The sequence below is a fragment of the Pseudidiomarina marina genome, from assembly GCF_003987045.1.
GTDB lineage: Bacteria > Pseudomonadota > Gammaproteobacteria > Enterobacterales > Alteromonadaceae > Pseudidiomarina > Pseudidiomarina marina.
Window position 1 is genome coordinate 51367 of the sequence record NZ_PIPZ01000002.1, and the last position, 24861, is coordinate 76227.

The 24861-nt window shown below is 48.2% G+C and carries 27 protein-coding genes; 6 read left to right on the plus strand and 21 right to left on the minus strand.

The features are described from left to right. Positions 1–121: 121 nt before the first annotated feature. On the minus strand, positions 122–553 hold the full coding sequence (gene ndk, locus CWI76_RS05865) for a nucleoside-diphosphate kinase (protein ID WP_092856280.1): 432 nt from the start codon (positions 551–553) through the stop codon (positions 122–124). A 241-nt stretch (positions 554–794) separates the two neighbouring features. Between ndk and CWI76_RS05870 the strand changes: the two genes are divergently transcribed. Next, the gene (locus CWI76_RS05870; protein WP_126759437.1) at positions 795–1352 is read left to right on the plus strand and encodes an acyloxyacyl hydrolase; all 558 of its coding nucleotides are present in this window, start codon (positions 795–797) and stop codon (positions 1350–1352) included. A 116-nt stretch (positions 1353–1468) separates the two neighbouring features. After that, on the plus strand, positions 1469–2002 hold the full coding sequence (gene msrA / locus CWI76_RS05875) for a peptide-methionine (S)-S-oxide reductase MsrA (protein ID WP_126759438.1): 534 nt from the start codon (positions 1469–1471) through the stop codon (positions 2000–2002). A gap of 45 nt (positions 2003–2047) precedes the next feature. Here msrA and CWI76_RS05880 read toward each other — a convergent pair whose 3' ends face one another. The 11 genes from CWI76_RS05880 to suhB form a co-directional block, all read right to left on the minus strand. Beyond that, positions 2048–3250 carry a type II toxin-antitoxin system HipA family toxin gene (locus tag CWI76_RS05880; RefSeq protein WP_126759439.1) on the minus strand — a complete coding sequence of 401 codons (1203 nt, stop codon included), beginning with the start codon at positions 3248–3250 and terminating at the stop codon, positions 2048–2050. Next, positions 3240–3527, minus strand: coding sequence for a helix-turn-helix domain-containing protein (locus CWI76_RS05885; RefSeq protein ID WP_126759440.1), 288 nt, complete (start codon positions 3525–3527; stop codon positions 3240–3242). Before CWI76_RS05885 ends, CWI76_RS05880 begins: the two co-directional genes overlap by 11 nt. Positions 3528–3642: 115 nt before the next feature. Then, positions 3643–3981, minus strand: a complete 339-nt coding sequence (gene fdx, locus CWI76_RS05890; RefSeq protein ID WP_092856290.1) for an ISC system 2Fe-2S type ferredoxin — start codon at positions 3979–3981, stop codon at positions 3643–3645. A gap of 118 nt (positions 3982–4099) precedes the next feature. Next, complete coding sequence (hscA, locus tag CWI76_RS05895) at positions 4100–6082, minus strand: molecular chaperone HscA (RefSeq protein WP_126759441.1); 1983 nt, start codon at positions 6080–6082, stop codon at positions 4100–4102. A 98-nt stretch (positions 6083–6180) separates the two neighbouring features. Further along, positions 6181–6684: a co-chaperone HscB gene (hscB, locus tag CWI76_RS05900; RefSeq protein WP_126759442.1), complete on the minus strand. Its 504-nt coding sequence runs from the start codon at positions 6682–6684 to the stop codon at positions 6181–6183. A gap of 10 nt (positions 6685–6694) precedes the next feature. Then, positions 6695–7018 carry an iron-sulfur cluster assembly protein IscA gene (gene iscA, locus CWI76_RS05905; RefSeq protein WP_126759443.1) on the minus strand — a complete coding sequence of 108 codons (324 nt, stop codon included), beginning with the start codon at positions 7016–7018 and terminating at the stop codon, positions 6695–6697. A gap of 12 nt (positions 7019–7030) precedes the next feature. Beyond that, positions 7031–7414: a Fe-S cluster assembly scaffold IscU gene (iscU, locus tag CWI76_RS05910; protein ID WP_126759444.1), complete on the minus strand. Its 384-nt coding sequence runs from the start codon at positions 7412–7414 to the stop codon at positions 7031–7033. Between the two features lie 15 nt (positions 7415–7429). Further along, positions 7430–8644, minus strand: coding sequence for an IscS subfamily cysteine desulfurase (locus tag CWI76_RS05915; RefSeq protein ID WP_126759445.1), 1215 nt, complete (start codon positions 8642–8644; stop codon positions 7430–7432). A gap of 26 nt (positions 8645–8670) precedes the next feature. Then, on the minus strand, positions 8671–9153 hold the full coding sequence (gene iscR / locus CWI76_RS05920; RefSeq protein WP_126759446.1) for a Fe-S cluster assembly transcriptional regulator IscR: 483 nt from the start codon (positions 9151–9153) through the stop codon (positions 8671–8673). Positions 9154–9474: 321 nt separating this feature from the next. Beyond that, the gene (gene trmJ, locus CWI76_RS05925; protein WP_126759447.1) at positions 9475–10191 is read right to left on the minus strand and encodes a tRNA (cytosine(32)/uridine(32)-2'-O)-methyltransferase TrmJ; all 717 of its coding nucleotides are present in this window, start codon (positions 10189–10191) and stop codon (positions 9475–9477) included. 162 nt (positions 10192–10353) lie between these two features. After that, positions 10354–11154, minus strand: a complete 801-nt coding sequence (suhB, locus tag CWI76_RS05930) for an inositol-1-monophosphatase (protein ID WP_126759448.1) — start codon at positions 11152–11154, stop codon at positions 10354–10356. A gap of 170 nt (positions 11155–11324) precedes the next feature. Here suhB and CWI76_RS05935 point away from each other — a divergent pair, with 170 nt between their 5' ends. Next, positions 11325–11492, plus strand: coding sequence for a DUF3545 family protein (locus CWI76_RS05935; protein ID WP_126759449.1), 168 nt, complete (start codon positions 11325–11327; stop codon positions 11490–11492). A gap of 170 nt (positions 11493–11662) precedes the next feature. Here CWI76_RS05935 and ung read toward each other — a convergent pair whose 3' ends face one another. Beyond that, positions 11663–12316 (minus strand): uracil-DNA glycosylase, encoded by a 654-nt coding sequence (gene ung, locus CWI76_RS05940; RefSeq protein ID WP_126759450.1) that lies wholly within the window; start codon positions 12314–12316, stop codon positions 11663–11665. Positions 12317–12406: 90 nt separating this feature from the next. On the opposite strand from ung, the gene CWI76_RS05945 reads away from it, so the two are divergent. Both CWI76_RS05945 and CWI76_RS05950 read left to right on the plus strand, forming a co-directional pair. Further along, positions 12407–13192: a glycosyltransferase family 2 protein gene (locus CWI76_RS05945; RefSeq protein WP_126759451.1), complete on the plus strand. Its 786-nt coding sequence runs from the start codon at positions 12407–12409 to the stop codon at positions 13190–13192. Between the two features lie 22 nt (positions 13193–13214). Continuing rightward, positions 13215–13973, plus strand: a complete 759-nt coding sequence (locus CWI76_RS05950; RefSeq protein WP_126759452.1) for a glycosyltransferase family 25 protein — start codon at positions 13215–13217, stop codon at positions 13971–13973. A gap of 21 nt (positions 13974–13994) precedes the next feature. Here the strand turns inward: CWI76_RS05950 and CWI76_RS05955 are convergent, their stop codons facing one another. From CWI76_RS05955 to CWI76_RS05975, 5 genes are all read right to left on the minus strand, one after another. Further along, a complete protein-coding gene (locus CWI76_RS05955; protein WP_126759453.1) occupies positions 13995–16010 on the minus strand; it encodes a S9 family peptidase in 2016 nt (671 codons plus the stop codon). Between the two features lie 190 nt (positions 16011–16200). Next, the gene (locus CWI76_RS05960) at positions 16201–18045 is read right to left on the minus strand and encodes a DUF1302 domain-containing protein (protein ID WP_241967976.1); all 1845 of its coding nucleotides are present in this window, start codon (positions 18043–18045) and stop codon (positions 16201–16203) included. Between the two features lie 223 nt (positions 18046–18268). After that, positions 18269–19144 (minus strand): hypothetical protein, encoded by an 876-nt coding sequence (locus tag CWI76_RS05965; protein WP_126759454.1) that lies wholly within the window; start codon positions 19142–19144, stop codon positions 18269–18271. Positions 19145–19390: 246 nt separating this feature from the next. Then, a complete protein-coding gene (locus tag CWI76_RS05970; protein ID WP_126759455.1) occupies positions 19391–20320 on the minus strand; it encodes an electron transfer flavoprotein subunit alpha/FixB family protein in 930 nt (309 codons plus the stop codon). Beyond that, positions 20317–21066: an electron transfer flavoprotein subunit beta/FixA family protein gene (locus CWI76_RS05975; RefSeq protein WP_126759456.1), complete on the minus strand. Its 750-nt coding sequence runs from the start codon at positions 21064–21066 to the stop codon at positions 20317–20319. Before CWI76_RS05975 ends, CWI76_RS05970 begins: the two co-directional genes overlap by 4 nt. Positions 21067–21207: 141 nt before the next feature. On the opposite strand from CWI76_RS05975, the gene CWI76_RS05980 reads away from it, so the two are divergent. Next, entirely contained in the window at positions 21208–21603 is a 396-nt protein-coding gene (locus CWI76_RS05980; protein WP_126759457.1) for a SufE family protein, read from the plus strand. A gap of 87 nt (positions 21604–21690) precedes the next feature. Here the strand turns inward: CWI76_RS05980 and tcdA are convergent, their stop codons facing one another. The 3 genes from tcdA to CWI76_RS05995 form a co-directional block, all read right to left on the minus strand. Further along, positions 21691–22449, minus strand: a complete 759-nt coding sequence (gene tcdA, locus CWI76_RS05985; RefSeq protein WP_126759458.1) for a tRNA cyclic N6-threonylcarbamoyladenosine(37) synthase TcdA — start codon at positions 22447–22449, stop codon at positions 21691–21693. An 80-nt stretch (positions 22450–22529) separates the two neighbouring features. Beyond that, positions 22530–22916, minus strand: a complete 387-nt coding sequence (locus CWI76_RS05990; protein ID WP_157980808.1) for an SH3 domain-containing protein — start codon at positions 22914–22916, stop codon at positions 22530–22532. Positions 22917–22933: 17 nt separating this feature from the next. Further along, the gene (locus CWI76_RS05995; RefSeq protein WP_126759460.1) at positions 22934–24745 is read right to left on the minus strand and encodes a hypothetical protein; all 1812 of its coding nucleotides are present in this window, start codon (positions 24743–24745) and stop codon (positions 22934–22936) included. Positions 24746–24861 lie beyond the last annotated feature (116 nt).

The following is a 24861-nucleotide window of genomic DNA, read 5'->3' on the forward strand; positions in this document are numbered from 1 at the left end:
CTTAGTGCGATATTAGATATTGGATATTAGATATTAGAAAAACCAGCCTTGTTTTAATATCTAATATCTAATAGCTAATATCTCAAAGGCTCGGTCTGCCGAGCCTTTGAGCTTTTTGCTCTTAGCGAGTGCGGGCGCAGAGTTCTTCTTCAGTGAAGAAGTATGCGATTTCGCGAGCCGCTGATTCTAACGCGTCAGAACCGTGTACCGCATTTTCATCGATAGATACAGCATAGTCCGCGCGCAAAGTTCCTGCCAATGCATCAGCTGGGTTGGTTGCACCCATGATGTCACGGTGACGTTTTACTGCGTCTTCGCCTTCCAATACTTGCACCATGATTGGGCCAGAAGTCATGAAGTCAACCAACGCGCGGAAGAAAGGACGCTCTTTGTGTTCAGCGTAGAAGCCTTCTGCTTGCTCGGTGCTCAAGTGCATCATTTTCGCTGCAACAATGCGGAAACCCGCGGTTTCGAAGCGGTTGTAGATAGCGCCGATGACGTTTTTGCCAACTGCGTCTGGCTTGATGATTGATAAGGTGCGCTCTAAAGCCATGATTTTCTCCAATCGAAGTTAAGTATAAAGGGTCAAAATTTTAGTCGCGCGGATTATACATAAAACCTATGACAAGCGAAAGGAGGGGTGCAGTCCAAGGACTGCACCCTCCTTTTACTTTTTCGAACAAGGTAATCGAATTTTCGAGGTATCCAGACCCTTACATACATTCGTGTATGTATGTAAAATAGCGTGGTATGTTTCACTAGATTTTTAGCGCTTGTTGTAAGGATGTAGGCGTATGAAAAAAATACAAAATATTGCGTTTGGGTTGTTGTTTTTTGGGATTGTGTTGATGGCAGCGATTGTTCCCAAGGCGCAAGCCGATGAGGCGCATCTTGCGGTGAGTTACTCAACAGAGCACTTAAATGGTTTACGGGCTGGGTATCGCTGGACCGATGGGCCGAAAATTCTGCCGCAACGTTGGTTCGACTTGATCGGCTCACCGCGCGTACACTGGGAAGCGGCCGTGAATACATGGGTGAATTCGCGCAACTCGCATGATCGTATCAATGCGATTACTTTTAGTCCGGTTTTGCAATGGTCGTTGACGGGAGGTTCACAGCCTCTGCTGTTGGAAGCTGGCATAGGTGTTTCACTGCTTGATGATCAGCAAATATCGGACCGTGAGCTGTCGATTTCATTCCAATTTGAAGATCGTATCGCCTTAAGCTGGCAATATGATCCGATAAGCCAAGCGCGTTTGAGCTTTGGTTATTCACATTACTCCCAGGCTGACCTCAAGCGTCCCAACGATGGTTTAGATTTGTGGGTTCTCACCTGGCATGTGCCGATATAGCAATAGGAGGGGTGCAGTCCAAGGACTGCACCCCTCCTTTCCCCCCTCTTGCGCTTTGGGTGGAACGAGCGTAAAGTGTGGGCATCTAGACGTCCATATAATTTAATGAGGTAATTATGACGCAGCAAATTACATTAGGTGGCGGTTGCTTTTGGTGTCTTGAAGGCGCCTTTAAGCAAGTTCGTGGCGTACTAAAAGTTCAGTCCGGTTATGCTGGTGGTCATAAAGCCGAACCGACTTACGAAGAAGTCTGCAAGGGGGATACGGGTCACGCTGAAGTGGTTCAGATTACGTTTGATCCGGCTGCTCTGAGTGTGCGTGAAATTTACGAGATCTATTTTGCGCTGCATGATCCAACTCAGGTGAATCGTCAAGGAAACGACGTAGGTACGCAATATCGCACATCAATTTTCTATCAAACTGACGAGCAAAAACGTTTAGCGGAAGAAATTATTGCCGAGATGGAGCGCGAGCAAACGTGGGAGGCGCCGATTGTGACGACTATTGAGGCGCTCGAGAAATTCTGGCCAGCTGAGGAATATCACGAGAATTACGTGGAACGTAATCCTGAAAACGCCTATTGCCAGGCGGTAGTACACCCGAAATTGGCAAAATTTAAACGTACATTTGCCGAGAAACTCGACGGCTAAAAAAGAGGGGTGCAGTCCTTGGACTGCACCCCTCTTATTCCCTGTTTATGCAATAATACTACGAAGGATTTCAATGTCACCATCACCGACACCGTGGCGTCGGAAGTAAATCGGCCATTCTGCTATTAGCTCTTGTACTTCGTTTATGACTGCTCTCGCTTTGTATGGCTGCAGCCCAAATCGACGTGATTGTGATACGAGGTTTTCCACAGATCCAGCGCGCCCGTCATCGCCAATTCCTAATCCATGCTCCTTGCTATTACTAATCGGCAGCACGTCATAAGCAGGTGCTAATCGCCAATACCGTTCATGTAAATGCCACAACATGGCGTGATTTCGGGCATGATCATCGGTATTACCAATCAGTACGTTAAACACCATGCGTTTGAACAACTCGGGTGCATCTTCGGCCGAAGCACTGTGTTTACGCAATAACTCTGCCAGTGCGCCATAAGAGTACCAACTTCGCAGCGCTGTCTCGTTCACATGGTCATTCATCAAGAGTGAGTTTGCACTGATAAAATGATGCGATACCGATTCGATAACACCGTCGAAATGCCTGTCGAAACGTTTCACCATCAACGCATCTTCTTCACCTTCGAGCAAGCGCACATCAGCGGTGCGTACCCCCTCGAGCTCGTTTAGCATCTGCATGGTGGCGTATTCGACGCGAGCGACATTATACAGATCGTCGGCTCGGTTAAACTTCAATAAATACGTTTGATGGTTATCAACTAACAAGGTTTTCGGACGCGCCCCACCCATTGAGTCACCGAACTGGAAGGCTTTTTTAACCTCGACACTGACATTCTCTGAGTTGAGAATGGCTCTTTTCCCACGTAGTAATAAGTTCAAATCATCTAGCGTATTTCGCGATTGTTTTGCCTTAGCTTTGGTGCGCGACAAACTAAAGCTAATAGCACCAACGCCCATGGTGGCGCCAGCAATCAAAAACTCAAGTTCGTTTTGCGGTTTGGTTTTACGCAATTGCAGAATAAGTTTACGACCCCAAGCATCGGCTCCGGCATCGCTTAACACCCCGAAGATGCCCTTATTGAGTTTGGTAGTAAAAATTTCTTGGCTAAGTGGTAGGTGTATCGGATCGAGCGGAAAGGCATCATCACGCGATAGATAGGATTTCCCGTAACGCAACTGACCAACTTTGCGCGCGATATCGTAACGAAACTTGGCGCAAATAACTGGCTCATCTTCTAAGCCTTCAATGAATATATAGGCTTCAGAAATCATTGGAGAAATCCTCAACCGGTTTTCGGCGCTTGCGCTCTGGTGCATCGGCAACTTGAGCAAGCTGCTCATCAACAACACTGGTAAACTCACCCAACAAGCCCAGTAATTCAAGTGCAGACACAAGGGTCATCGCATTCACCCCCTGCCCGTTTTCCATCCGGTACACGGTATTCACACCACAGCCCAAACGCTTCGCGAACTCTTCTTGATCCATGGTCTGCGTGCGGTGCTTCTTGATCAACTCACCGACTGATTGCAAAAATTGCTCGGAATTCATAATCCACCATATATCATCAATAAAACGCTAATGGATGAATTATGGTGGATTAATTTGATTTGTGCAAGTTTTAAGCAGGAGGCGGGGTGCAGTCCTTGGACTGCCCCCCACTTTTTTAATGATTTTCTTTGGCGTGGTTAATGCTGTACTTCGGTATTTCAACTACGAGATCTTCGCCATCCACACGAGCTTGACAGCTCAGGCGTGAATCTGGGTCAAGGCCCCAGGCTTTGTCGAGCATGTCGTCTTCGTTTTCTTCAATTTCGTTTAACGAATCCATGCCTTCGCGGATATATACGTGACACGTCGTGCAAGCACACACTTTCTCGCAAGCATGTTCAATGCCGATGCCGTTGCGCAACGCGACGTCTAATACGGTTTCACCATCGGCGGCCTCAATGGCTGCGCCCTCTGGACATAATTCTTCGTGCGGTAAAAAAATAATCTTCGGCATATAAAACCTCGTTACTCGTTATTTGTTACTCGTTATTGGTGGGCATTTTCGAATCACGAATAACCAATAACGAAAAACGATTTACGGCGCTTTGCGCCACCCGGCGTAGAACGCCGGGCTACAATTCGTCGACTTTGCTGCCGGAGAGGGCTTTGCGAATGCTCTCATCCATGCGGCGGGCTGCGAAATCATCGCTGGCTTTATCGACAGCTTCAATAGCTTTTTCTATGGCATCAGTGTCGGTACCGTTGCGGGCAATACGTAACGCTTCCATCGCAGTATCCAAGGTCTCGCGCTCGTTTTCGCTCAACAACGCGCCATCTGCGGCTAACGCACTACTCAATGCTTCCAACACGCGGTCGGCTTCTACTTGTTGCTCACGCAACATGCGTGCGGCCATGTCTTCTTTGGCGTTAGTCATCGACGACTGAATCATTTTGGTGATGTCGTCATCGCCTAGACCGTACGACGGTTTCACTTGCACCGAGGCAGTGACACCACTCGATTTTTCCATGGCGGTGACGCTGAGTAAGCCATCGGCATCGACTTGGAAGGTTACGCGAATGTGCGCTGCACCAGCGGCCATCGGTGGAATGTCGGTTAAAACGAAACGAGCTAAGCTGCGGCAATCATCCACTAACTCACGCTCACCTTGCACCACGTGGATCATCATGGCGGTTTGACCATCTTTGAAGGTGGTAAATTCCTGTGCTTTTGCCACAGGAATAGTGGTGTTCCGCGCGATAACTTTTTCGACCAAGCCACCCATTGTTTCAAGGCCTAGCGACAATGGAATGACATCGAGCAATAGCATGTCAGAATCTGGCTTATTACCGGCCAAGATATCGGCTTGTACGGCGGCACCAATCGCCACAACTTGATCTGGGTCGATTGAGGTGAGTGGCTCACGTCCAAAAAACTCGCCTACGGCTTCGCGGATGCGTGGGACGCGGGTTGAACCGCCAACCATTACCACATCGAGAATTTCATCGGCACTAACGTCAGCGTCTTTTAAAGCGCGGCGGCAGGCTGAGAGCGTACGGCGCACTAGAGGTTCGATGAGCTCATTAAGCTTGTCTCGGGTAAGTACACTGTAGCCCGGCGTTGCACGCCGGGAATCGGTGATCGGTTCAGCATCGCTGCAGGGTTCTATAACAATGGTTTCGCCATCTAGAGAACTTTGTGCATCAATTCGAGATTCACGGTGCTGCGCACCACCCGGCGTGGAACGCCGGGCTACTACGCTATTGACGTCCGTCAATAGCTCTTTGGCGGCTTTGGCGGCGTTGACGAGGTCGCGCTCAGTGCGGGCGTCGACATTGTCGGGTAGTTGCCACTCTTGCTTAAGCCAATTGACAATGAGTTGGTCAAAGTCGTCGCCGCCAAGAGCACTGTCCCCGCCGGTTGCCAGAACTTCAAACACCCCACCTTGCAGGCGCAGAATCGAAATATCGAAGGTGCCGCCACCTAAATCGTACACAGCAATCAGGCCTTCGCGGCCAGAATCTAAACCATAAGCAACGGCCGCTGCGGTCGGTTCATTCAACAAGCGTAAAACTTTCAAGCCCGCTAATTGTGCTGCATCTTTTGTGCTCTGGCGCTGTGCTTCATCGAAATATGCCGGCACGGTGATCACCACACCAGTCAGCTCACCACCCAACGAAGCTTCAGCGCGAGCTGCTAACGTGCGCAGAATATCTGCGGAAACTTCCACGGCGTTCTTTTCGCCTGCTGCGGTATGGAATACCGGCACGCCGTTGTCCGTTTCGCTCATGCGATACGGTAAATTCGAGAAATTCTTCTGTACATCGGCAATGGTGCGACCAATAAATCGCTTCACCGATACAATGGTGTTCTCGGTATCGATGCTTTTATCGGCGTGCTTAGCCAGCGCTTCGTGGCCGGTTAGCACCTCATTAGCACCGTAATAAACAACCGATGGCAAAATGGCGCGGTCTTGCTCGTCACGCAACACCTGCGCTTCGCCGCTCCGCACGCTGGCTACCAATGAGTTGGTGGTGCCTAAGTCGATACCGGCTGCAAGTCGATGTTGGTGGGGCGCGGTGCTTTGGCCCGGCTCCGCAATTTGTAGTAAAGCCATTTAAATCCTCTTTTTAAATACGAGAGCGATATTAGCCGTTAGATATTAGATATTAGATCTGATGTTTCTAGCTCTTGCTAATATCTAATATCTAATAGCTAATATCGTACTCGCTCTTCAAGCTGTTCGAGTTCGTGGTGCAGCTTGTGCATAAACTTCAGCTTACGCACCGTATTCGCCGCATCGTCATTGGCATCGCTATTCAATTGCCGTTCTAACTCATCCTGCAAATCGCGCATCTGTTCTTGCAAGTCTTTGTAGGCGCCATCAAGCGAATCAACATCGTCTACTTCGGCAATGCGTTCGCGCCATTCCATTTGCGCCATGAGAAATTCAGGATCTTGCAGGGTGGTTTGTTCATGGGCAAGATCAATACCGCGCAGTTCGAGTAAGTACTCGGCGCGTGACAGCGGTGATCGCAAGGTTTGATAGGCATCGTTGAGTTGTGCGGTACGTTGCACCGCCATCAGCTTATCGCGCTCGCTACCACTGGCAAAGCGATCGGGATGCATGGTTTGTTGTAATTTTCGGTAGCGCTGTTGTAGTTCCGCCGCATCCAAATTGAATGCGGCGGATAGACCAAACAGTTCAAAATGATTCATTTTTTACCTGTTAAACATTAAAGCTTTCGCCGCAACCACACTCACCTTTGGCGTTCGGGTTACGGAACTCGAAGCCCTCGTTCAGGCCTTCTTTGACAAAGTCGATTTCGGTGCCATCGAGGTACACGAGGCTCTTGCCATCGATAATGATGCTTACACCTTTGTCTTCAATAACCGTGTCGGTATCGTCGACTTCATCAACGAATTCCATCACATAGGCAAGGCCCGAACATCCGGTGGTTTTCACACCTAAACGGATGCCAACACCTTTACCGCGTTGTTCCAGAAACGAGCGCGCACGTTGTGCCGCCGCTTCAGTCATGGTAATTGCCATTTGCTAACCTAATTAACCTGCGTGTTTCTTTTTGTAGTCTGCAATTGCTGCTTTAATTGCGTCTTCAGCCAAAATTGAACAGTGAATTTTCACTGGTGGCAACGCTAATTCTTCAGCAATTTGAGTATTCTTCAGTTGCTCAGCTTCGGCAATTGACTTGCCTTTCACCCATTCGGTGACGAGCGAGCTTGAAGCAATAGCAGAACCACAACCGTAGGTTTTAAATTTCGCATCTTCGATAATGCCGTCGTCAGTGATTTTTAATTGCAACTTCATCACGTCACCACATGCTGGTGCGCCGACCATGCCGGTTGCAATAGACGGATCGTTTTTATCGAAAGCGCCTACGTTGCGCGGGTTTTCATAATGGTCGATTACTTTTTCGCTGTATGCCATACCGTGTTACCTCTCTTAGTGTGCCACCCATTCGACCTTGGAAAGATCGACGCCGTCTTTGTACATTTCCCAAAGGGGTGACATGTCGCGTAGACGACCAATTGAATTATTAATTTGCTTAATGGCGTAATCCACTTCTTCTTCGGTAGTAAAACGACCGAAGCTAAAGCGAATTGAGCTGTGCGCTAATTCATCATTGCGGCCTAATGCACGCAATACGTATGACGGCTCAAGACTTGCTGATGTACAGGCTGAACCTGAGGATACGGCCAAGTCTTTCAGTGCCATAATCAAGCTTTCGCCTTCGACGAAGTTAAAGCTGATATTAAAAATGTGCGGTACCGCATGCTCTTGATTACCGTTCACATACACTTCTTCGATGTCTTTTACGCCGTTCCATAAACGGTCATGCAACATTTTAAAGCGCTCGCGTTCAGCGCCCATTTCTTCTTTCGCGATACGTGCGGCTTCACCGAAACCTGCAATTTGGTGCGTCGCCAAGGTACCTGAACGCATGCCACGCTCGTGACCGCCACCGTGCATTTGTGCATTCAAGCGTACACGCGGCTTACGGCGTACATACAAGGCACCGATACCTTTCGGGCCGTACATTTTGTGGGCTGAGATGCTAAACAAATCAACCGGAAGCTTTTCCATATCAACTTCAATTTTACCGCAGCTTTGCGCGCCATCGACGTGGAAAATCGTCTTGTTCGCACGACACAAGTTACCGATGGTTTCGATATCTTGAATCACGCCGATTTCGTTGTTCACGTGCATCACGCTAACTAATACGGTGTCTTCACGCAGTGCTGCTTTGAATGCGTCGATGTCGATTAAGCCATCTTCTTTGACATCAAGATAAGTAACTTCGAAGCCTTCACGCTCCATTTGACGGCAAGTATCTAGCACCGCTTTGTGCTCAGTTTTCACCGTAATGATGTGCTTACCTTTTTTGCTGTAAAACTCAGCTGCACCTTTAATAGCCAGGTTGTCTGACTCGGTTGCACCTGAGGTGAATACGATTTCACGCGGGTCAGCGTTGATGAGTTCAGCCACTTGATTACGGGCAATATCAACCGCTTCTTCGGCTTGCCAGCCAAAGCGATGCGAGCGTGACGCAGGGTTACCGAACTGACCATCTGGGGTCAGAAACTGCATCATTTTTTCAGCAACACGCGGGTCAACCGGTGTGGTTGCTGCATAATCGAAATAAATCGGTAATTTCATCAAGCTACTCCTCATGCCAGACTGCTTTACTGGCTCAATGCAATTTGGTTTTCGCGTTTTTTCTGGTCAGAAATAATCTTGTTTTGGCGTAATGCCACTTGTGCAATGTCTTCTTGCTTGACCAGTTCGGCTAACGTGATGCCAGCCAGAAAATCTTCAATACGTTCACTTAAGTCGGTCCACAGCGAATGTGTTAAGCACCGACTTCCGCCTTGACAGCCGCCCTTACCTTGGCAGCGTGTGGCGTCAATGCTCTCATCCACCGCCTGAATGACCGCACTAATTGAAATTTGATGGGCTTCTAAGCCTAATCGATAACCGCCACCTGGCCCGCGCACACTGCTTACCAGACCTTGTTTACGCAAACGCGCAAATAATTGTTCAAGATAACTTAGGGAAATACCTTGGCGTTCAGAAATGTCTGCCAATGGCACCGGACCCTGTTCTGTATGCAACGCAACGTCAATCATTGCGGTTACGGCGTAGCGGCCTTTTGAGGTTAAACGCATAGCGGTGTTGCCTCCATTTAGTTAGGCCTCAATTTTGCCATTCCCGACTATTTTAGTCAAGTATTAGCGACAAAGTCGCTAATACCGTAGCCCGGCGTTCTACGCCGGGTGGTGCGCAGCACCGTTATTGCCTGTTATCAGGTAATGTTTATAAGTTATTGCCTGTTATCAGGTAATGTTTATAAGTTATTGCCTGTTATCAGGAAATGTTTATAAGTTACTGCCTGTTATCAGGTAATGTTTATAAGTTATTGCCTGTTATCAAGCGATGTCTACTAGTCAACAATAACCGCCTGCGGCGTCCCGGCGTGGAACGCCGGGCTACTTCATTTTCTTGTCGATTGAGGTCAGGATGCCGCGCAGGATATTCAGCTCGGCCGATTCCGGGCGCGCCCGATTAAACAAGCGGCGTAGCTTCGCCATCACTTGGCCTGGATGGTTCTTGATGATGAAGCCGGTTTCGCCCAAGGTTTCTTCTAGGTGCACGTAGAAGCGCTCGAGATCTTCAGCAAGTGGGTACTCACTTTGCTCGCGCTCAGGGTGAGCGTCCGCTTCTAAGAATTGCATACGTACTTCGTAGGCCAAGGTCTGCACAGCCATTGCTAAATTCAATGAGCTGTAATCCGGATTCGAAGGTATATGCACATGATGCGTGCATTGCTGCAATTCTTCGTTAGTAAGACCGCTGCTTTCACGGCCAAATACCATTGCAACTGGGTAATTTGGCGCTTCCGCCAACACTTTCACAGCCGCCTCACGCGGGCCGAGTAACGGCCAATCGAGGGTGCGATTGCGCGCACTGGTGCCAACCACGAGGCCACAATCACCGATGGCTTCACTTAACGTCGATACAATCTTCGCGTTATATAGCACGTCGGTGGCACCCGCTGCTAAAGCTGACGCATGGCTGTCTGGTTCTTGCACAGGATCAACCAGATACAGCTCACTGAGCCCCATGGTTTTCATGGCGCGCGCCACTGAGCCGATGTTACCGGTGTGGCTGGTGTTGACTAAAACAATTCGGATTCTTTCCAGCATGGTATAAACCTTTAACGGCGTTGTTCGTTATTGGTTATTCGTTATTCGTGATTGCTTTCGCTGTTACGCACGGCTCCGAATTTTACTCCGGTGCTGCGCGGAATTCTTGGTTATTCGCTAACACCATCATCGAATAACCAACAACGAATAACGAGTAACGTCTTACTTCAAGCTTTCAGGTAAGTGCGGGCGAGCCTTGGTGAGTAGGTGCTGCACCACCTTCGGATTGCCTGCAACCACATGACCACTGCGCATAAAACCGTGACCACCGGCGAAGTCAGCCACAATACCGCCAGCTTCACGTACAATCAATTGACCGGCCGCGATGTCCCAAGGTTTTAGGCTAAATTCCCAAAAACCGTCGATACGACCGTTGGCGACATAGGCTAAATCAAGTGCGGCAGAGCCGTCACGACGCATATCAGCTGTGTGTTCGAATAACGCTGCAAACACCGCGAGATAATCTTTGGTCATGTCTTTGCGTTTGAATGGAAAACCGGTTGCTAATAGAGCGCCGTTGAGGTCACGCTGTTTGGTGACACGTAAACGCTTGCCGTTTAGCTGCGCGCCTTGGCCTTTGGTTGCGGTAAATAGTTCTTCACGCAGCGGGTCATAAACCACGGCAGCGTGAACGGCGCCTTTGAATAAGTAGGCGATAGAAACGGCGAAATGGGGGATACCGCGCAGGTAATTGGTGGTACCGTCGAGTGGGTCAATGATCCACTGATGGTCGCTTTCTTTGCCCACTACTTCACCACTTTCTTCTGCTAAGAAAGAGTGATCGGGGTAAGCTTTTTGAATGGTGCGAATGATGGCACTTTCAGCCGCTTTATCGAGTTCGGTGACGAAATCGTTTTGGCTTTTCGTTTGAACATTAAGGTCAACTTCTACGCCAAAGTTTTTGACTAAAATTTTGCCGGCCGCACGCGCTGCGCGCACCGCTATGTTTAACATCGGATGCATACCAATTACCTGTGCTGTGAAAGAACAATTTTGTGGGCGCGGATTATACGGAGAATGAAGCAGTTAAGCAAGTGTTCACTTTTCAAACAGCTCGTGCTATAAGATTGTTGCGCTATGCAAAAAATCAGGCATTAAATTAGAACAACAACACAAAAAAGCCGGAGGGTCCGATGGATCATTCACAAGAGCTAAAGCAAGTTGAATCTAAGTCTAGCAAGAAAGCAGCCCCTCGTAAGTGGCGTGAAATTGAGGTGCTTAAGGAAAAGTATCGGTTACGCGACGAACTCCAAGATATCGATTTTGAATTCGATGCCGAACTCGACGAATTAGACCTGTAGCCCGGCGTTTCACGCCGGGTAGTGCGCAGCACTGTTATTGCCTGTTATCAGGTGATGTACCTTGAATTGCCTGTTATCAGGTGATGTACCTAGAGTTGCCTGTTATCAAGCGATCCTAGTGATTTTCGAAGTATCACGGCGCTTCGCGCCACCCGGCGTAGAACGCCGGGCTACCAGCTTATCCGTGTGTCCAGCAGCTCGTTAGTGCGGCGAAAGTGGCCAGCGGTGATGAAACCACGATGCGCCGATAACGGCGACGGGTGCACCGTTTCTAATACATAATGGCGCTGGCGGTCAATTAAAGCGCCCTTCTTTTGTGCGTGCGCTCCCCACAGCAAAAACACGATACCTTCGCAATGTCGATTAATTTGCTCCACCACTTTGTCAGTAAAGGTCTCCCATCCCCAGCTAGCATGCGAATGCGCTTTACCCTGCTCTACCGTCAACACCGTGTTCAATAACAGCACGCCCTGTCGCGCCCAACGCTCTAGATTGCCTGATTCCGGTATTTGATAATCAGGGTAATCGTGTTGAATGGCTTTAAAGATATTGCGCAATGACGGCGGGTGTTTCACCCCATCGGGTACAGAAAAACACAAGCCATGTGCTTGTCCAGGCCCGTGATATGGGTCTTGCCCGAGTATCACAACCTTTAAATTGGCCAATGTAGTAAGCTTAAACGCTTGAAATACTTGGTCGCTCGGTGGATAAATCTGTTTACCGGCATCGCGCTCAGCCTGCACGCGCTGCATCAGCTCAAGAAAGTATGGTTGTTGTTTTTCTTCGCCGAGCAAGTCGCTCCAGCTTAACGCCTGTGCTGTCATTTATAGACTAACCTTTGTATTATTGTGCCAATATCTGTTCGATATCCTAACATCGAGACGAATCGTGATACCAACAAAAGAGAGCATTTGATGAGTAAGCCCTACCCGCCAATAAGTGTATTTGTCATTACCCTCAATGAAGCCGAGCATTTAGACGAAGTTCTTGAGAGTGTGCGCGGTGTCGAAGAGATCGTCATCATCGATTCAGGTTCTACAGACGCTACCTTAGAAATTGCGAAGAAGCACGGTGCGCGCATTGTACATAACGATTGGCCGGGTTATGCGAAACAAAAGGCTTTCGGTATTGAGCAGTGCACGCATAACTGGGTACTTAACCTTGATGGCGATGAAGTGCTACCGGAAGGTGGCTTACAGATGATACGTGAACGTATTGCCGAGGGTGATATCAACGGAATATGGATTCATCATGATGATATTTTTATGGGTCACAGCCTTACCAAAGCGCGCCATCACAAGTATCGTCGCGTGTATCGAAAAGATCGCAGCCGCATGGATACGTCAGTGTTAGTGCATGAGCATATTCACGTGGATGAACCAACTGCTTATTTGCCAATTTATTTGAAGCATTATGGGTACGACTCAGCCCACGGCTATATGGATAAGCTCAATAAGTATTCGAAACTTAAAGCCGAGCAACGTATGGAGCAAGGTCGCCCCTGCAGTTTGCCTCGGCTGTTAGTAATTTTTCCGTTAATGTTCTTGAAGTTCTATCTCGGCAGGCAGATGATCTGGTCGGGCTGGCGAGGGTTTATCAAGGCAAACATCGACGCATTTCATTTTTTCTTAACCGAAGCGAAACTTTATGAAATGCATTATCGTCAAAAGCACCAGCAAGACAAGTCAAAAAATGAGTAGTTAAATGTCATGAGGGGGTAGTGTGAAACAGCCTGTTCAGCCTAAATTCAAAATATTTATCATTAACTTGGCACATTCAACTGAACGTTGGCAGCATGTTTCGCAGCAACTCGATAAACTTCAATTACCCTACGAGCGTATTGACGCCGTAAACGGCAAGGTTCTGACCGACTCAGAAATTGAGACGGTTTTTTCGACTGCGCTCGCGGATAAATATTTCCACTACCGTTTAACTCGCGGCGAGATTGCTTGTTATCTTTCCCATATTAAGGCTTGGCAGCGTATTGTTGATGAAGGTCTCGATTTCGGCATTGTGCTTGAGGACGATATCAATTTTAACGCCCTATTCGCTGAGGTTCCGCAACGTATTGCAGCCTTTGAGAATGCATGGGATGTGATCAAGCTCGCGGCGCCATTTAAAGATCAACCGTACGACATCATTGAATCCGATCGGCAACTTAACGTGGTTCATTATCGACGCAAACCACCAATGGGGGCTTGTGCTCAAGCAATTAGTTATGCCGGCGCACGTCAGCTGTTGCGTTCACGTCCACCAATTTTCAGACCTGTTGACGTTGATCTTCAGTGGTCGTTTGAACTTGGCATTCGAACGTTCGGGTTGGTGCCTTACACAGTGGATAACACGCACCAGCATGGCAGTGAAATATTTGCCGTCGAGAACAGACATGATGTTCACAAAAGTGGTTGGCGCCGCTTGAAGCATCAGGTTGGTTTGTATTTTGATAATAAAAAAGCGCGACGTCGAACGCCGCGCTTGTAATATATCACTGTCGCTTCTTGGTTATTTGTGCTCTTCAAACCAATGGAGGATATAAGCCACTTTGGCCATTAAGTTTGACGGGCGTCCCGCAATTCCGTGAGGTGCGTCTGGAATACGAACCATTGCGGTCTCCACGCCTGCTAACTTCAGCGCTTGGTAATACTGTTCAGATTCTGAAATTGGCGTACGGTAATCTGACTCACCGGTTAGCAACATGGTTGGTGTTTTCACATTGCCCACGTAGCTAATTGGTGAATACTTCATGTAATGTTCTTGATTCTCCCATGGCAAGCCAGGGAACCAATATTTGGTGAAGTAATTGTACATATCAGCCGTGAGTACAAAGCTATACCAGTTAATCACTGGTTTAGCGACAACAGCACCGGCAAAACGGTCAGTATGACCAACAATCCAAGCTGTTAACACACCACCACCGCTACCACCGGTAACATACAAACGTTCTTCGTCAATGAAGCCCTTTTCAATGACAGCATCAACGCCGTCCATTAAATCGGTGTAATCTTGGCTCGGGTAGTTATGATGAATTTCTTGCGCGAATTCAACGCCGTAGCTGGTGCTTCCGCGTGGGTTGGTGTACAACACCACATAACCCTTCGCTGCCATCAACTGAATTTCAGCTGCAAATGAGCCGGCATATGCGGTATGTGGACCACCATGAATTTCTAGAATCAGTGGGTATTTTTTAGTTGGGTCAAAATTCGGTGGATAAGCAATCCAGCCTTGAATTTTGTAATCATCATGGCTTGATTCGTACCAGATTTCCTCAACACGTCCTAACTCTTTGTGCGCCAACGCATCTTCGTTCAGGCTCGTGAGCTTACGTTTGATTTTGCTGGTTTGCAGCATCAAGTCAGCTGGACGGTATGGGTTCGCCATGGTGAATACCAAATCGCCACTCTTACTCACATCGAAACTACCGCCACTGTAGGGACGCGTGTAACTTAAGCCACCCATGGCATCCGTTAACACACGACGGCTGCCACTGAGGCTTTGATAGACGATATTGCCTTTACCTTCTTTATCGTAGCTAAAGTACAAACCACGGCTGTCATCAGACCATTTCACATCATCAACTGAGTAATCTAGCTCTGTTGTCATGAGCTTCGGCGCGCCGTTGCCATTGAGGTCCATGACATACAGATGCGTTAGCTGATAACTCTTATAGTTATCGTCATAACCCAACCACGCGAGTTTTTTGCCATCAGGGCTTACTTGCGGAGAGCGATCTGGGCCATTGCGGTCAGTCAATTGCTTGATCTCACCGCTTGCCATTGCGACTTGGTAGAGCTCAGAATTATTCGGTTGCTCGAATGCATCGTCGCGTCGATTCGCCGAGAATATAATGTTCTGGCTATCACCCGTCCAAGTTAGCTGACCACCATGGTTAAACTCGTCATGCGTTAGCTGGCGTGGTGTACCGCCACTCGCTGGAATCACGTAGATTTGGGTAAAGCCGTCCGGTGCATAACCAGCGCCATCAAAACGATAGTTATCTTTCTCGATATAACGCGCAGGCTCCGCCCACTCTGCGCCTTTCGGTTTGCCTGGCAGACTTACCGGCGGCGCTTTACTGCTTGGGGTGAACATAGTGAATGCAAGCCAGTTACCATCCGGAGACCAAGTCAGGTTGCTTGGGCTACCTGTCAGGCGAGTTACAGGCGCGTGATCGCGAGTGTCTGTCCAATACAAATGGATCTGATTAGCGCCGGTACGATTCGAAACAAACGCTAACGTTTTGCCATCTGGCGACCATGTTGGTGAGTGATCATTAGCCGTACCACCAGTTAACGGACGCAACTCGCCTTTGTTATCGACACGCCACAAATTACCTAAGCGACGATCGCTCATAATATCCATGTAATTGCGCACGAAAACGGTGTAACCGCCATCTGGATGAATGGTTGGCTGGCTTGCATACTCCAGCTGGAACACATCTTCGAGCTGAAGTGTGTTGTCGGTATTGGCGAAGGCGCTAGTCGCTGCCAAAGCCAAGCTAAGCGTTAAGAGTTTTTTCATAAGTGAAAACCTCGTTGTTCGTTATTCGTTATTCGAAGACAACTTCGATATTAGCTATTAGATATTTGATATTAGCTGAAATCTTAAACCACTCGGCTACTATCTAATATCTAATAACGCTTTTGCACTTCACAAACGATTAACGGCAAAAAAAAACCGCCGTAATGGCGGTTTTTTCAGTGTTTTTCAATTAGAAGCTGTAGCTGAAGCTTACGGCTGCGAAATCGCGGTCATCTGCTGGGTCAAACTCAGCACCGTCGGTGATGTTATAGCCAACACCCACTTTATAATTGCTCAGGTAGCTGAAGTCTACGCTCAAACCAATTGTTTTACGACCTTCAATAAAGTTTGAGTTCGCTGAATAACCTTTCACGTCGTGACCAAATGCTAAGGTTGGCGTCATGTTCCAGCCAGAGAATACGTTATTGTATTCACCGACGATACGTGCGCGGTAACCCCATGAAGTCGCAGTGACGAACCCTTCACAGTTAATGTCTGCAGTAGCGGTTGGGTTGCCTAATGCCGCTTGGTCAGCAACGGTCAAACACTTACCAAACACTGGGTTACGACCGTAGCGCTGCTCGTCTAAGCCCGCTAAACCGTGAACCTTGCTGACTGCTACTTCACCGATAAAGGTAATACGGTCAGCGCCAAGTGCTTGGTCAAAGAAACGTACACCCGTCAACTGCCACTGGCTCACATCATACTTGTCGTAACCTTCTTGGAGTTCTCCCAAGTTGGTGATTGCACCGGTTTCATCACGTTGAATACGGTCAGAGAACGTGCTTGGTACGCCTGCGCGCAAACCAGCCGTTAAGATTTCAGTCGTGTTGATTTGCACTGGCATGTCGAAACGATGGCTAACTTCACCACCAACAGACCATTCACCAACTAGAGTTGAAGCACTGAAGCCAATGATTTCTTGGTCTTCAGGGAACTGCAATACATAGTCAGGACCCGCAATTGGAATACCATCAGGGTGACTTAGTGCAGGAGATGGCTGCTCAACCCAGTTATACGCAGAAATAATTGGTGTCTGCGTATGAATATTCATGTAGTACACACCGAATTCAGTATCGATATCGGTTGCGTAGTGACGTAATGCGAAACCGTACTGGCCACCGTCGTCAGGCTCGATATCAGGACGACGCTCAAGGTAGGTACCAAATTGAATTGATTCTAAATCGCTTAAGCTTGAACTTGGCACGCCTGCAATCAAAGTTGGGTTTAGTGTTACTTTGTTACAGCCTTCGCCACCTAAAATATCAACTGTTGAGAAGAAGGTACCACAACCGTCTAGTTTGTAGTCGTCCCACTCATATTGATAAAACATGTCTAAGCTAGTTTCGTTGGTTAAGCCTAAGTTGATGTTCAACATACCAACTGGTAACAATGCTTCTTTAATTTCAACGCCTGGACGACGGATGGCGTTCACGTCCACTGGGTTGATGGCGTTCACGCCGTTAAAGATGAAAGTACTTTCACCCCAACTTAATACTTGGCGACCTAAACGTACGTTAACTGGTACGTCGCCCATATCAAAGTAGCCGTAAACAAAAGCATCAAGCAACTTGATACCAGAACCGGTTGACCAATCGTCAAGACCATCGTTATCAAGCGTTACATTTGGATAGTAATTGGTAGAAGTATGACCGTGCGCCACTTCTTCATTTTTGATGACATCGTCATACCAATATTTGAAACGTACGAACGCGCCGTAATCGCCGCCATCGATACTTAAATCGTGCACACCTTTAATAACAGACGAGACCATGTCGCCTTTGTCATAGTTCAGGTTACCGTCGTCGGCAACACCTGACTGGCCAAGGCCACCTTCCATATTGCCTGGGTGGATAAAGCGCATATCACGCTCTTCCATACGCCATGCGGCACCATATGAAATGATGGAATCGAACTTAACGCGGAAGTCACCTACTTCAAACTCCGCTGCCTGGACGCTTGCTGTTCCTGCTAATGCCAGCGCGATAGCTGACGCGATAGGTAATTTTTTGAGCATAGTTGTTCTTCTTTTCATGTTAGCCACCTAATCCGATTAGGATGTTATAGGTTCAATCATGTCCGATGAGTTGCAAATATGCAAGTGATTCGTTAGGAAAAAAACAAAGACGATATTAGCTATTAGATATTGGATATTAGAAAGGCAAATTCGATATTAGCTATTAGATATAGGATATTAGATAGAGCCCGATGGTTCAGGGCTAATTTCTAATATCCAAGTGCTAATATCGTTTTTGAGTTTAGAGGTGACGCAGGAGTGCGCCGTGCTCGGTGTTGCTGATCACACCCTCTTTACGTAACTGCTTCGCCAAATGACTCACACAAGAGACATAGTCACCACGATTATTCGCGTCAGCTTGGCAGGCCAAGATTTTGTCCGTGACCGAACAGCCGGTGCTATCCACGCTATTGGTTACGCCAGTATCGGTGAAATCGACAACGACACTGCGACTGATGTCTGAAGCTGGACATGCGTCGACGTCATCATTGATGCCATCGCCGTCACTGTCTGCGGTGAGATAGTTGACTTCAGTGACAGGGCCATAAATATAGACAACATCGTCACCATCGGCGGTTTCCACGTTTGAAAACAAAGTAGCGTTCACGTACTGGGGAGTGTTTACGAAACGTGGAAACTCAGCCGTTGATGCGAACAAACTATCGCGCGGCCCACGCAGGTTTAAATTCAATTGGCTATTGAAGCCATCTTGGCTCATGCCATTCATGGTCCAACTGGTGTAGTTCGAGCGGTAACCATAATCGAAATATAAGGTATTGGTGGTTGGTTCACCGAGATCGCTTGCCGCCAGTGGCTGACGAACACTCACGGCATTGCCTTCGCTGTCATACACCGAAACGGTCACTCGTTCGATTGCATTACTATATTGACGCCATGTACTCGCGGCATATACCAGTGGCATTTGCGGGCGCTGCGTAATTTCAAGCACGTATTCGCCTGAATCATATTGAGTGACACCAGCCGGATTGAAGCTGTAGCCATAGTTAATTTGGCCACGCACCTCAATGATTTCGGCTTGCGCGGTTGGTAGACTAATAAAACTAAAGGCGGTGGTCAGGGTTAATGCTGTCAGAGACTTTGTTAGTATTGTTTTCATGCCTTGAGCATCCTTCACTATAAACGTTGATATATGATCATTGACGTATATGGATGTTATAGCAACGGTCTTATAACCTGTCCACGCACTTTGCATAGTTAAAAAACCGCAAAGACGATATTAGCTATTAGATATTGGATATTAGAAAGGTGGGGTGGATATTGGCTATTGGATGAACGTATTAGATAAAGCCCGAATCATCGGGCTAATATCTAATATCTAATAGCTAATATCGCTTTTGTACTTTTAGAGTTTTTGCTCTAGCTCTGGCAGTACGTCGAACAAATCAGCGACTAAGCCATAATCTGCCACTTGGAAGATTGGTGCTTCTTCGTCTTTGTTGATAGCGACGATGACTTTTGAGTCTTTCATACCGGCTAAGTGCTGAATCGCACCGCTGATACCGACTGCAATGTAGAGTTCTGGCGCGACAATTTTGCCGGTTTGGCCAACTTGCATGTCGTTTGGTACGAAGCCTGCGTCAACAGCGGCACGCGAAGCACCAACGGCGGCGCCAAGTTTATCGGCAACTTTTTCAAGCAGGTGGAAGTTTTCACCGTTTTGCATGCCGCGACCGCCTGAAATCACAACGCGTGCTGCGGTGAGATCGGGACGCTCAGACTGCGCCAGCTCTTCGCCAACAAATTCAGCTTTGTCGTTATTCACAACGTTATCAATCGTTTCAACGCTACCGTTACCGCCTTCTGCAGCGACAGCATCAAATGCGGTTGCGCGTACGGTGATGACTTTGATGGCGTCTTCTGATTGCACGGTTGCGATTGCATTACCCGCGTAGATTGGGCGCTTGAAAGTATCTGCGCTTTCTACGGCGATAATGTCAGAGATTTGGGCAACATCTAGCAGTGCAGCGACACGCGGCATGAAGTTTTTACCGGTGGTAGTCGCTGGAGCCAAGATGTGACCGTAGTCTTTGCCTAGATCGGCAACCAGCTGACCTAAATTCTCAGCTAGAAAATGACCATAGGCTGCGTTGTCTGCGAGCAGAACTTTGCTCACGCCGTCGGCCTTCGCAACTTCGTCAGCGACTGCTTGGCAACCTTGGCCGGCTACTAATACGTGAATGTCGCCGCCAATTTGCTTTGCTGCCGCTAAGGTTTTTAGCGTGGCGCCATTCAGTTGTGCGTTGTCATGTTCGGCAATAACGAGAATGCTCATATCACTTTTGCCTCATTTTGAAGTTTTTCAACTAGCTCTGCGACGTTCGCCACTTTGATACCAGCGCTGCGTTCTGCAGGTGGCTCAACCTTTAGCAATTTCACAGTGCGCGTCACGCTTACACCTAATTCGTCTGGCGTGGTCACATCGAGTGGCTTCTTCTTTGCCTTCATGATGTTTGGTAATGATGCATAGCGCGGCTCGTTCAAACGTAAGTCGGTGGTGACAATGGCTGGCAACTGCAACTTCACGGTCTGCAATCCGCCGTCAACTTCACGCGTCACATTCACGCTGCCATCAGCAACGTCTACTTTCGACGCAAAGGTGCCCTGCGGCATACCAGTTAACGCACCCAACATTTGGCCAGTTTGGTTGTTGTCAGAATCAATCGCTTGTTTACCAAGAATAACCAACTGCGGTTGTTCTTTTTCCACAACACCTTTCAACAGTTTGGCCACTGCCAATGAATCTGGAAGCTCATCGGTTTCAACTTGAATAGCACGGTCAGCACCGAGTGCCAACGCTGTACGCAATTGTTCTTGCACCGCTTTTGGGCCGATGCTCACAACCACGACTTCTTCGGCAATGCCTTTTTCTTTGAGTCGTACTGCTTCCTCGACAGCGATTTCACAGAACGGGTTCAGGGCCATTTTTACGTTGGCCAAATCAACGTCTGATTGGTCCGCTTTCACGCGAACTTTCACGTTGTAATCAATGACGCGTTTGACCGCCACTAATACTTTCATGTTGTCGTTCCTGTTGTTTAGAGTTCTGTTCAAATGAATTTGAGACCGAGCAAGATTAACATTTTTCGGCACAAAAATGGTACTCTTACGGGCGTTTTTATTGACTAACCTGACGAATTGTCACTTTTCACTAGGAATTACATGTACGGCATTTTGAGCGAATCTGATCTGTTGGCACTGCGGGAGCAACTTGGCTCGCGTGAGAATCGTATGCGTTATTTGGTGCAATTGGCGAAGCAAGCTGAGATTCCTGATGACTTTCGAACATCTGGGCGCGAGGTGTTTGGTTGTGAGGCACGGGTTTGGGTGCAAGCTGATTGGCGTGATGACCGACTGGCGCTTACGGTTGATAGTGAGTCACGCGTGGTGTTGGGTTTATTGATGGTGATTCGGCAGGCGTTGCATGGTGCGAGCTCAGAACAAGTTTCTGGCTATTCGTTAGATGACCACTTCGATGCGCTTGGGTTGGCTGACTTTGTGACGTCTTCGCGGCGAAATGGTTTGCGCAATGTCATCGCCAAACTGCAAGAGCGATAACGGCGCTGCGCGCCACCCGGCGGGGTTGGCATCCGGTAAGCCCCAGATATTAACGGCGCTTCGCGCCACCCGGCGTAAAACGCCGGGCTACAGTTTTTTCAGGAGCAGTGCGGTGGCGTGCATGGCGAAGGTGGCGGTGACCGGCATCGCGGCGCCGAAGCCAGTGGCACAATCCATACGCATGCTGCCAGCGCCTGGTTTCGCGTGCGACCACTCGCCATCACCCGTTGGGTAACGTAATTGTTCGGTAGAATACACGGCGGTAACGCCAAACGAGCGTTTTGGATTCTTCGAGAAGTTATAATCGCGACGCAACATGGAACGAACTTTTGCTAATAACGGGTCTTGTGTCGCTTTGGCTAAGTCTCCCGATGTCACTTGGCTTGGATCAACCTGACCACCAGCCCCACCACACGTAACCAACGGCACTTTGCGGCGCTTACACCAAGCAATCAGTGCTGCTTTTACGGTCACACTATCAATTGCATCTAATACTGCGGTGACGGGTTCACCGAGATAGTCGTTGAGGTTATCGGCTGAGAGAAAATCGTCAATTATGCGCACTTCGCAATCTGGATTAATATCTTTTACCCGTGCGGCTAATACTTCTGTTTTAAGTTGACCAACCGTGCTTGTTAGTGCCGGTAACTGACGATTGATGTTGGTCACGCAAACGTCGTCAAGATCAATTAACGTGAGCGCACCAATACCAGAGCGCGCGAGCGCCTCAACCGCCCATGAGCCAACACCGCCCAAACCGATCACTGCAACGTGATGCTGTTGAAAAGATTGGGCCGCGGCCGTGCCGTATACGCGTTGAATACCCGCAAAACGCTCTTTGCTCATGAACTCTCTAACTCAATGGACGAAAAACTGCGGCATTCTAGCAGTTTTGTCTGCGTTTTCACACGCCGTGACAACAACCGTCAATCATCTATTTGAGTCAACAAACTCTCGTGAATATAACCCTGTGTACCGTTTGCTAACTGCACCAAAAACCAAGGTTCAAACGGTTGTTTTTTTAAAATCATTACACGCTCGTTCGGTGACGCCGAAGCAACCACAGCCGTTTGCGTGGACGTTCCAGCTCTGACATTCACGTTACTATTTGCCTGTACGCGATACATAACCCCTTGGACAACGAGCGTATCATTGGTGACCCACTGCACATCATTGAAACCAGTAAGCGAACGATAATATTCGCCAAGCGGCAATTCGCCGAGCACCTCGCCGAGTTTTCGTCCCCAGCCATCTTGGGCAGCTGCCGGCGCACTTAGTATGAGGTTTACTGCCAATAACATTGCACTTGCCATTCTCATTGTTCCGCGCATTAGTCATCGCCTCCAAATAAGCTCAATCCGGCCTCCAGCAAGCCTGCGGCATGCTCTAATGATTCAAATACGAGCGTACTCATTTCGCTATCGACAGCCGCTTCGAATTGCAACACTGCGTTACTGCCATTGCCCGCGATAATCTGATTAATGAGTTCAAGAGCAAGATCTTCCCCAGCTCCTTGTGCCAGCTCTTTCATGGTCTCATTCAGTTCATCAATAATGTCTTGCTTGGTTTGCTCAGACACGCTTTGGCGCGATGGCGCTGGCTGATTTTGACGTGTACTGAAGGTGTCGCGTAGCATCGCCGTCGCAGCGATATGCCCAAACGCGTCTGTGCTCGCTTTAAAGTTATTCGGCAATTGCGGTTGTCGCAAGCCTGCTCGCCATATTTGTTGCTTGTTGACCTGATAAAATACGGTCGCTTCAATAGTTGGCGCTCCCGTTGTTAATCGCCCAACTGGCAACAAATGAAACTGCAATTGTTGTTGCTCAAGGTTAGCGAGAGGCGCATCGCTAAATAATGCTAAGCCGTGCGTGCCTTTGCTTTCCTCTGGAAAGTAAGCCGACATAATGGTCGCTAGGGTGTGACGTAACTGTTTTGAAAACGAGCGGTGAAACACATGATCCTGCGAACGATCAGAAACCTCTTGAAATAGCCGCTGGATAAAATAAGAGTGCGCCAGTTGTCGCACTCCTAACTGTTGTTGCTCAGTCAATGTGCCCTGCAATAACTGCTCAACGAAAGCCAGAAATTGGCTAACTTGCTCGCTAACAAACCCTTGTGCACTTTCAACTTTCGTGAGCTGTTGACGTATCGCAGCAAAACTCGTGCGTTCACTTGCATATTTTTCCGTGGCCTCATGCAGCGTGACAGCAGTAATACCAAGCGCGCCCCAGCGCTGCTCACATTCAGCGAGTTTTGCGCGCTCGAGTGAACTCAAACTGTCGTATTTAGTCAGCTCATTATCTGGGCCTGCATAGCTATACCAGCCCTCTAGCACCTGAATATCGAGCGCTAACCCTGCCGCTTGTTGTGTTTCGCGTTGCTCGAGTTGGCGACTAATCAGGTGCATAAAGTTAGCAATAAGATACAGCTTTCCATAGCGCTGATAGGCACTAGCATCACGTTGTTGCAGAGTACTGCCGGCATTACGGTATAACCGTTCGAGCGTTTGAATGCGTTGCCGATAAGTTTGGAAAATCGCCTGACGCTCCTTATGAAGGATTTCGACTAGTTTTCGCGGTGGCCAGCGATAGCTTTCACAAAACTTAAGAGCTTTTTCATAGGCCCAAACTGTGCCGTACTCACGAGCGTTCGCCAGTTGCTCTTGGCATAAACGGTTGCGACGCGGAAAATACAAGATCCCACCAATATTTGATAATCCGCCGTACTTTCGTTGTAGGAAAAATGCGAGGTAAGTTGCGGGGAAAATCCACCACCAAATATGCAATAGCCAACTGGCACCCGTTGGCGATACGAAAGTTAAGTTTGCACGTTTAGCTAATTCGTCATCAAAACGTCTAAATTCTTTGGTCGAGGGATTATACAGCCCTACCCGTGCAAACTTGGCGTTGGTCGGAGCCAATTTATTAATTGCCCAAGCGTAGTGATATTCGGTACCGCTGGCATCATCACGCAACGTTGTCGTGTAATCGGTATGCACAACATACGACGGCGGACCAAAGAGCATACCGAGCAATGCGGCAAATGCCGTCAGCAAGATAAAGCCTCGAAATTTACGGGATTTGAAAAAAAAGAATACTGCTAGCAATAAAACCGCTACAGCTATCCAAGCTATTGCTGACATCCAGAGCTCTCAATTATTATTTTGTTATTATGAACTGAGTTGGATGTTAGCAAATTGTTTTTGAAGAGATAAGTGCAAAAACGATATTAGATATTAGATATTAGATATTAGATATT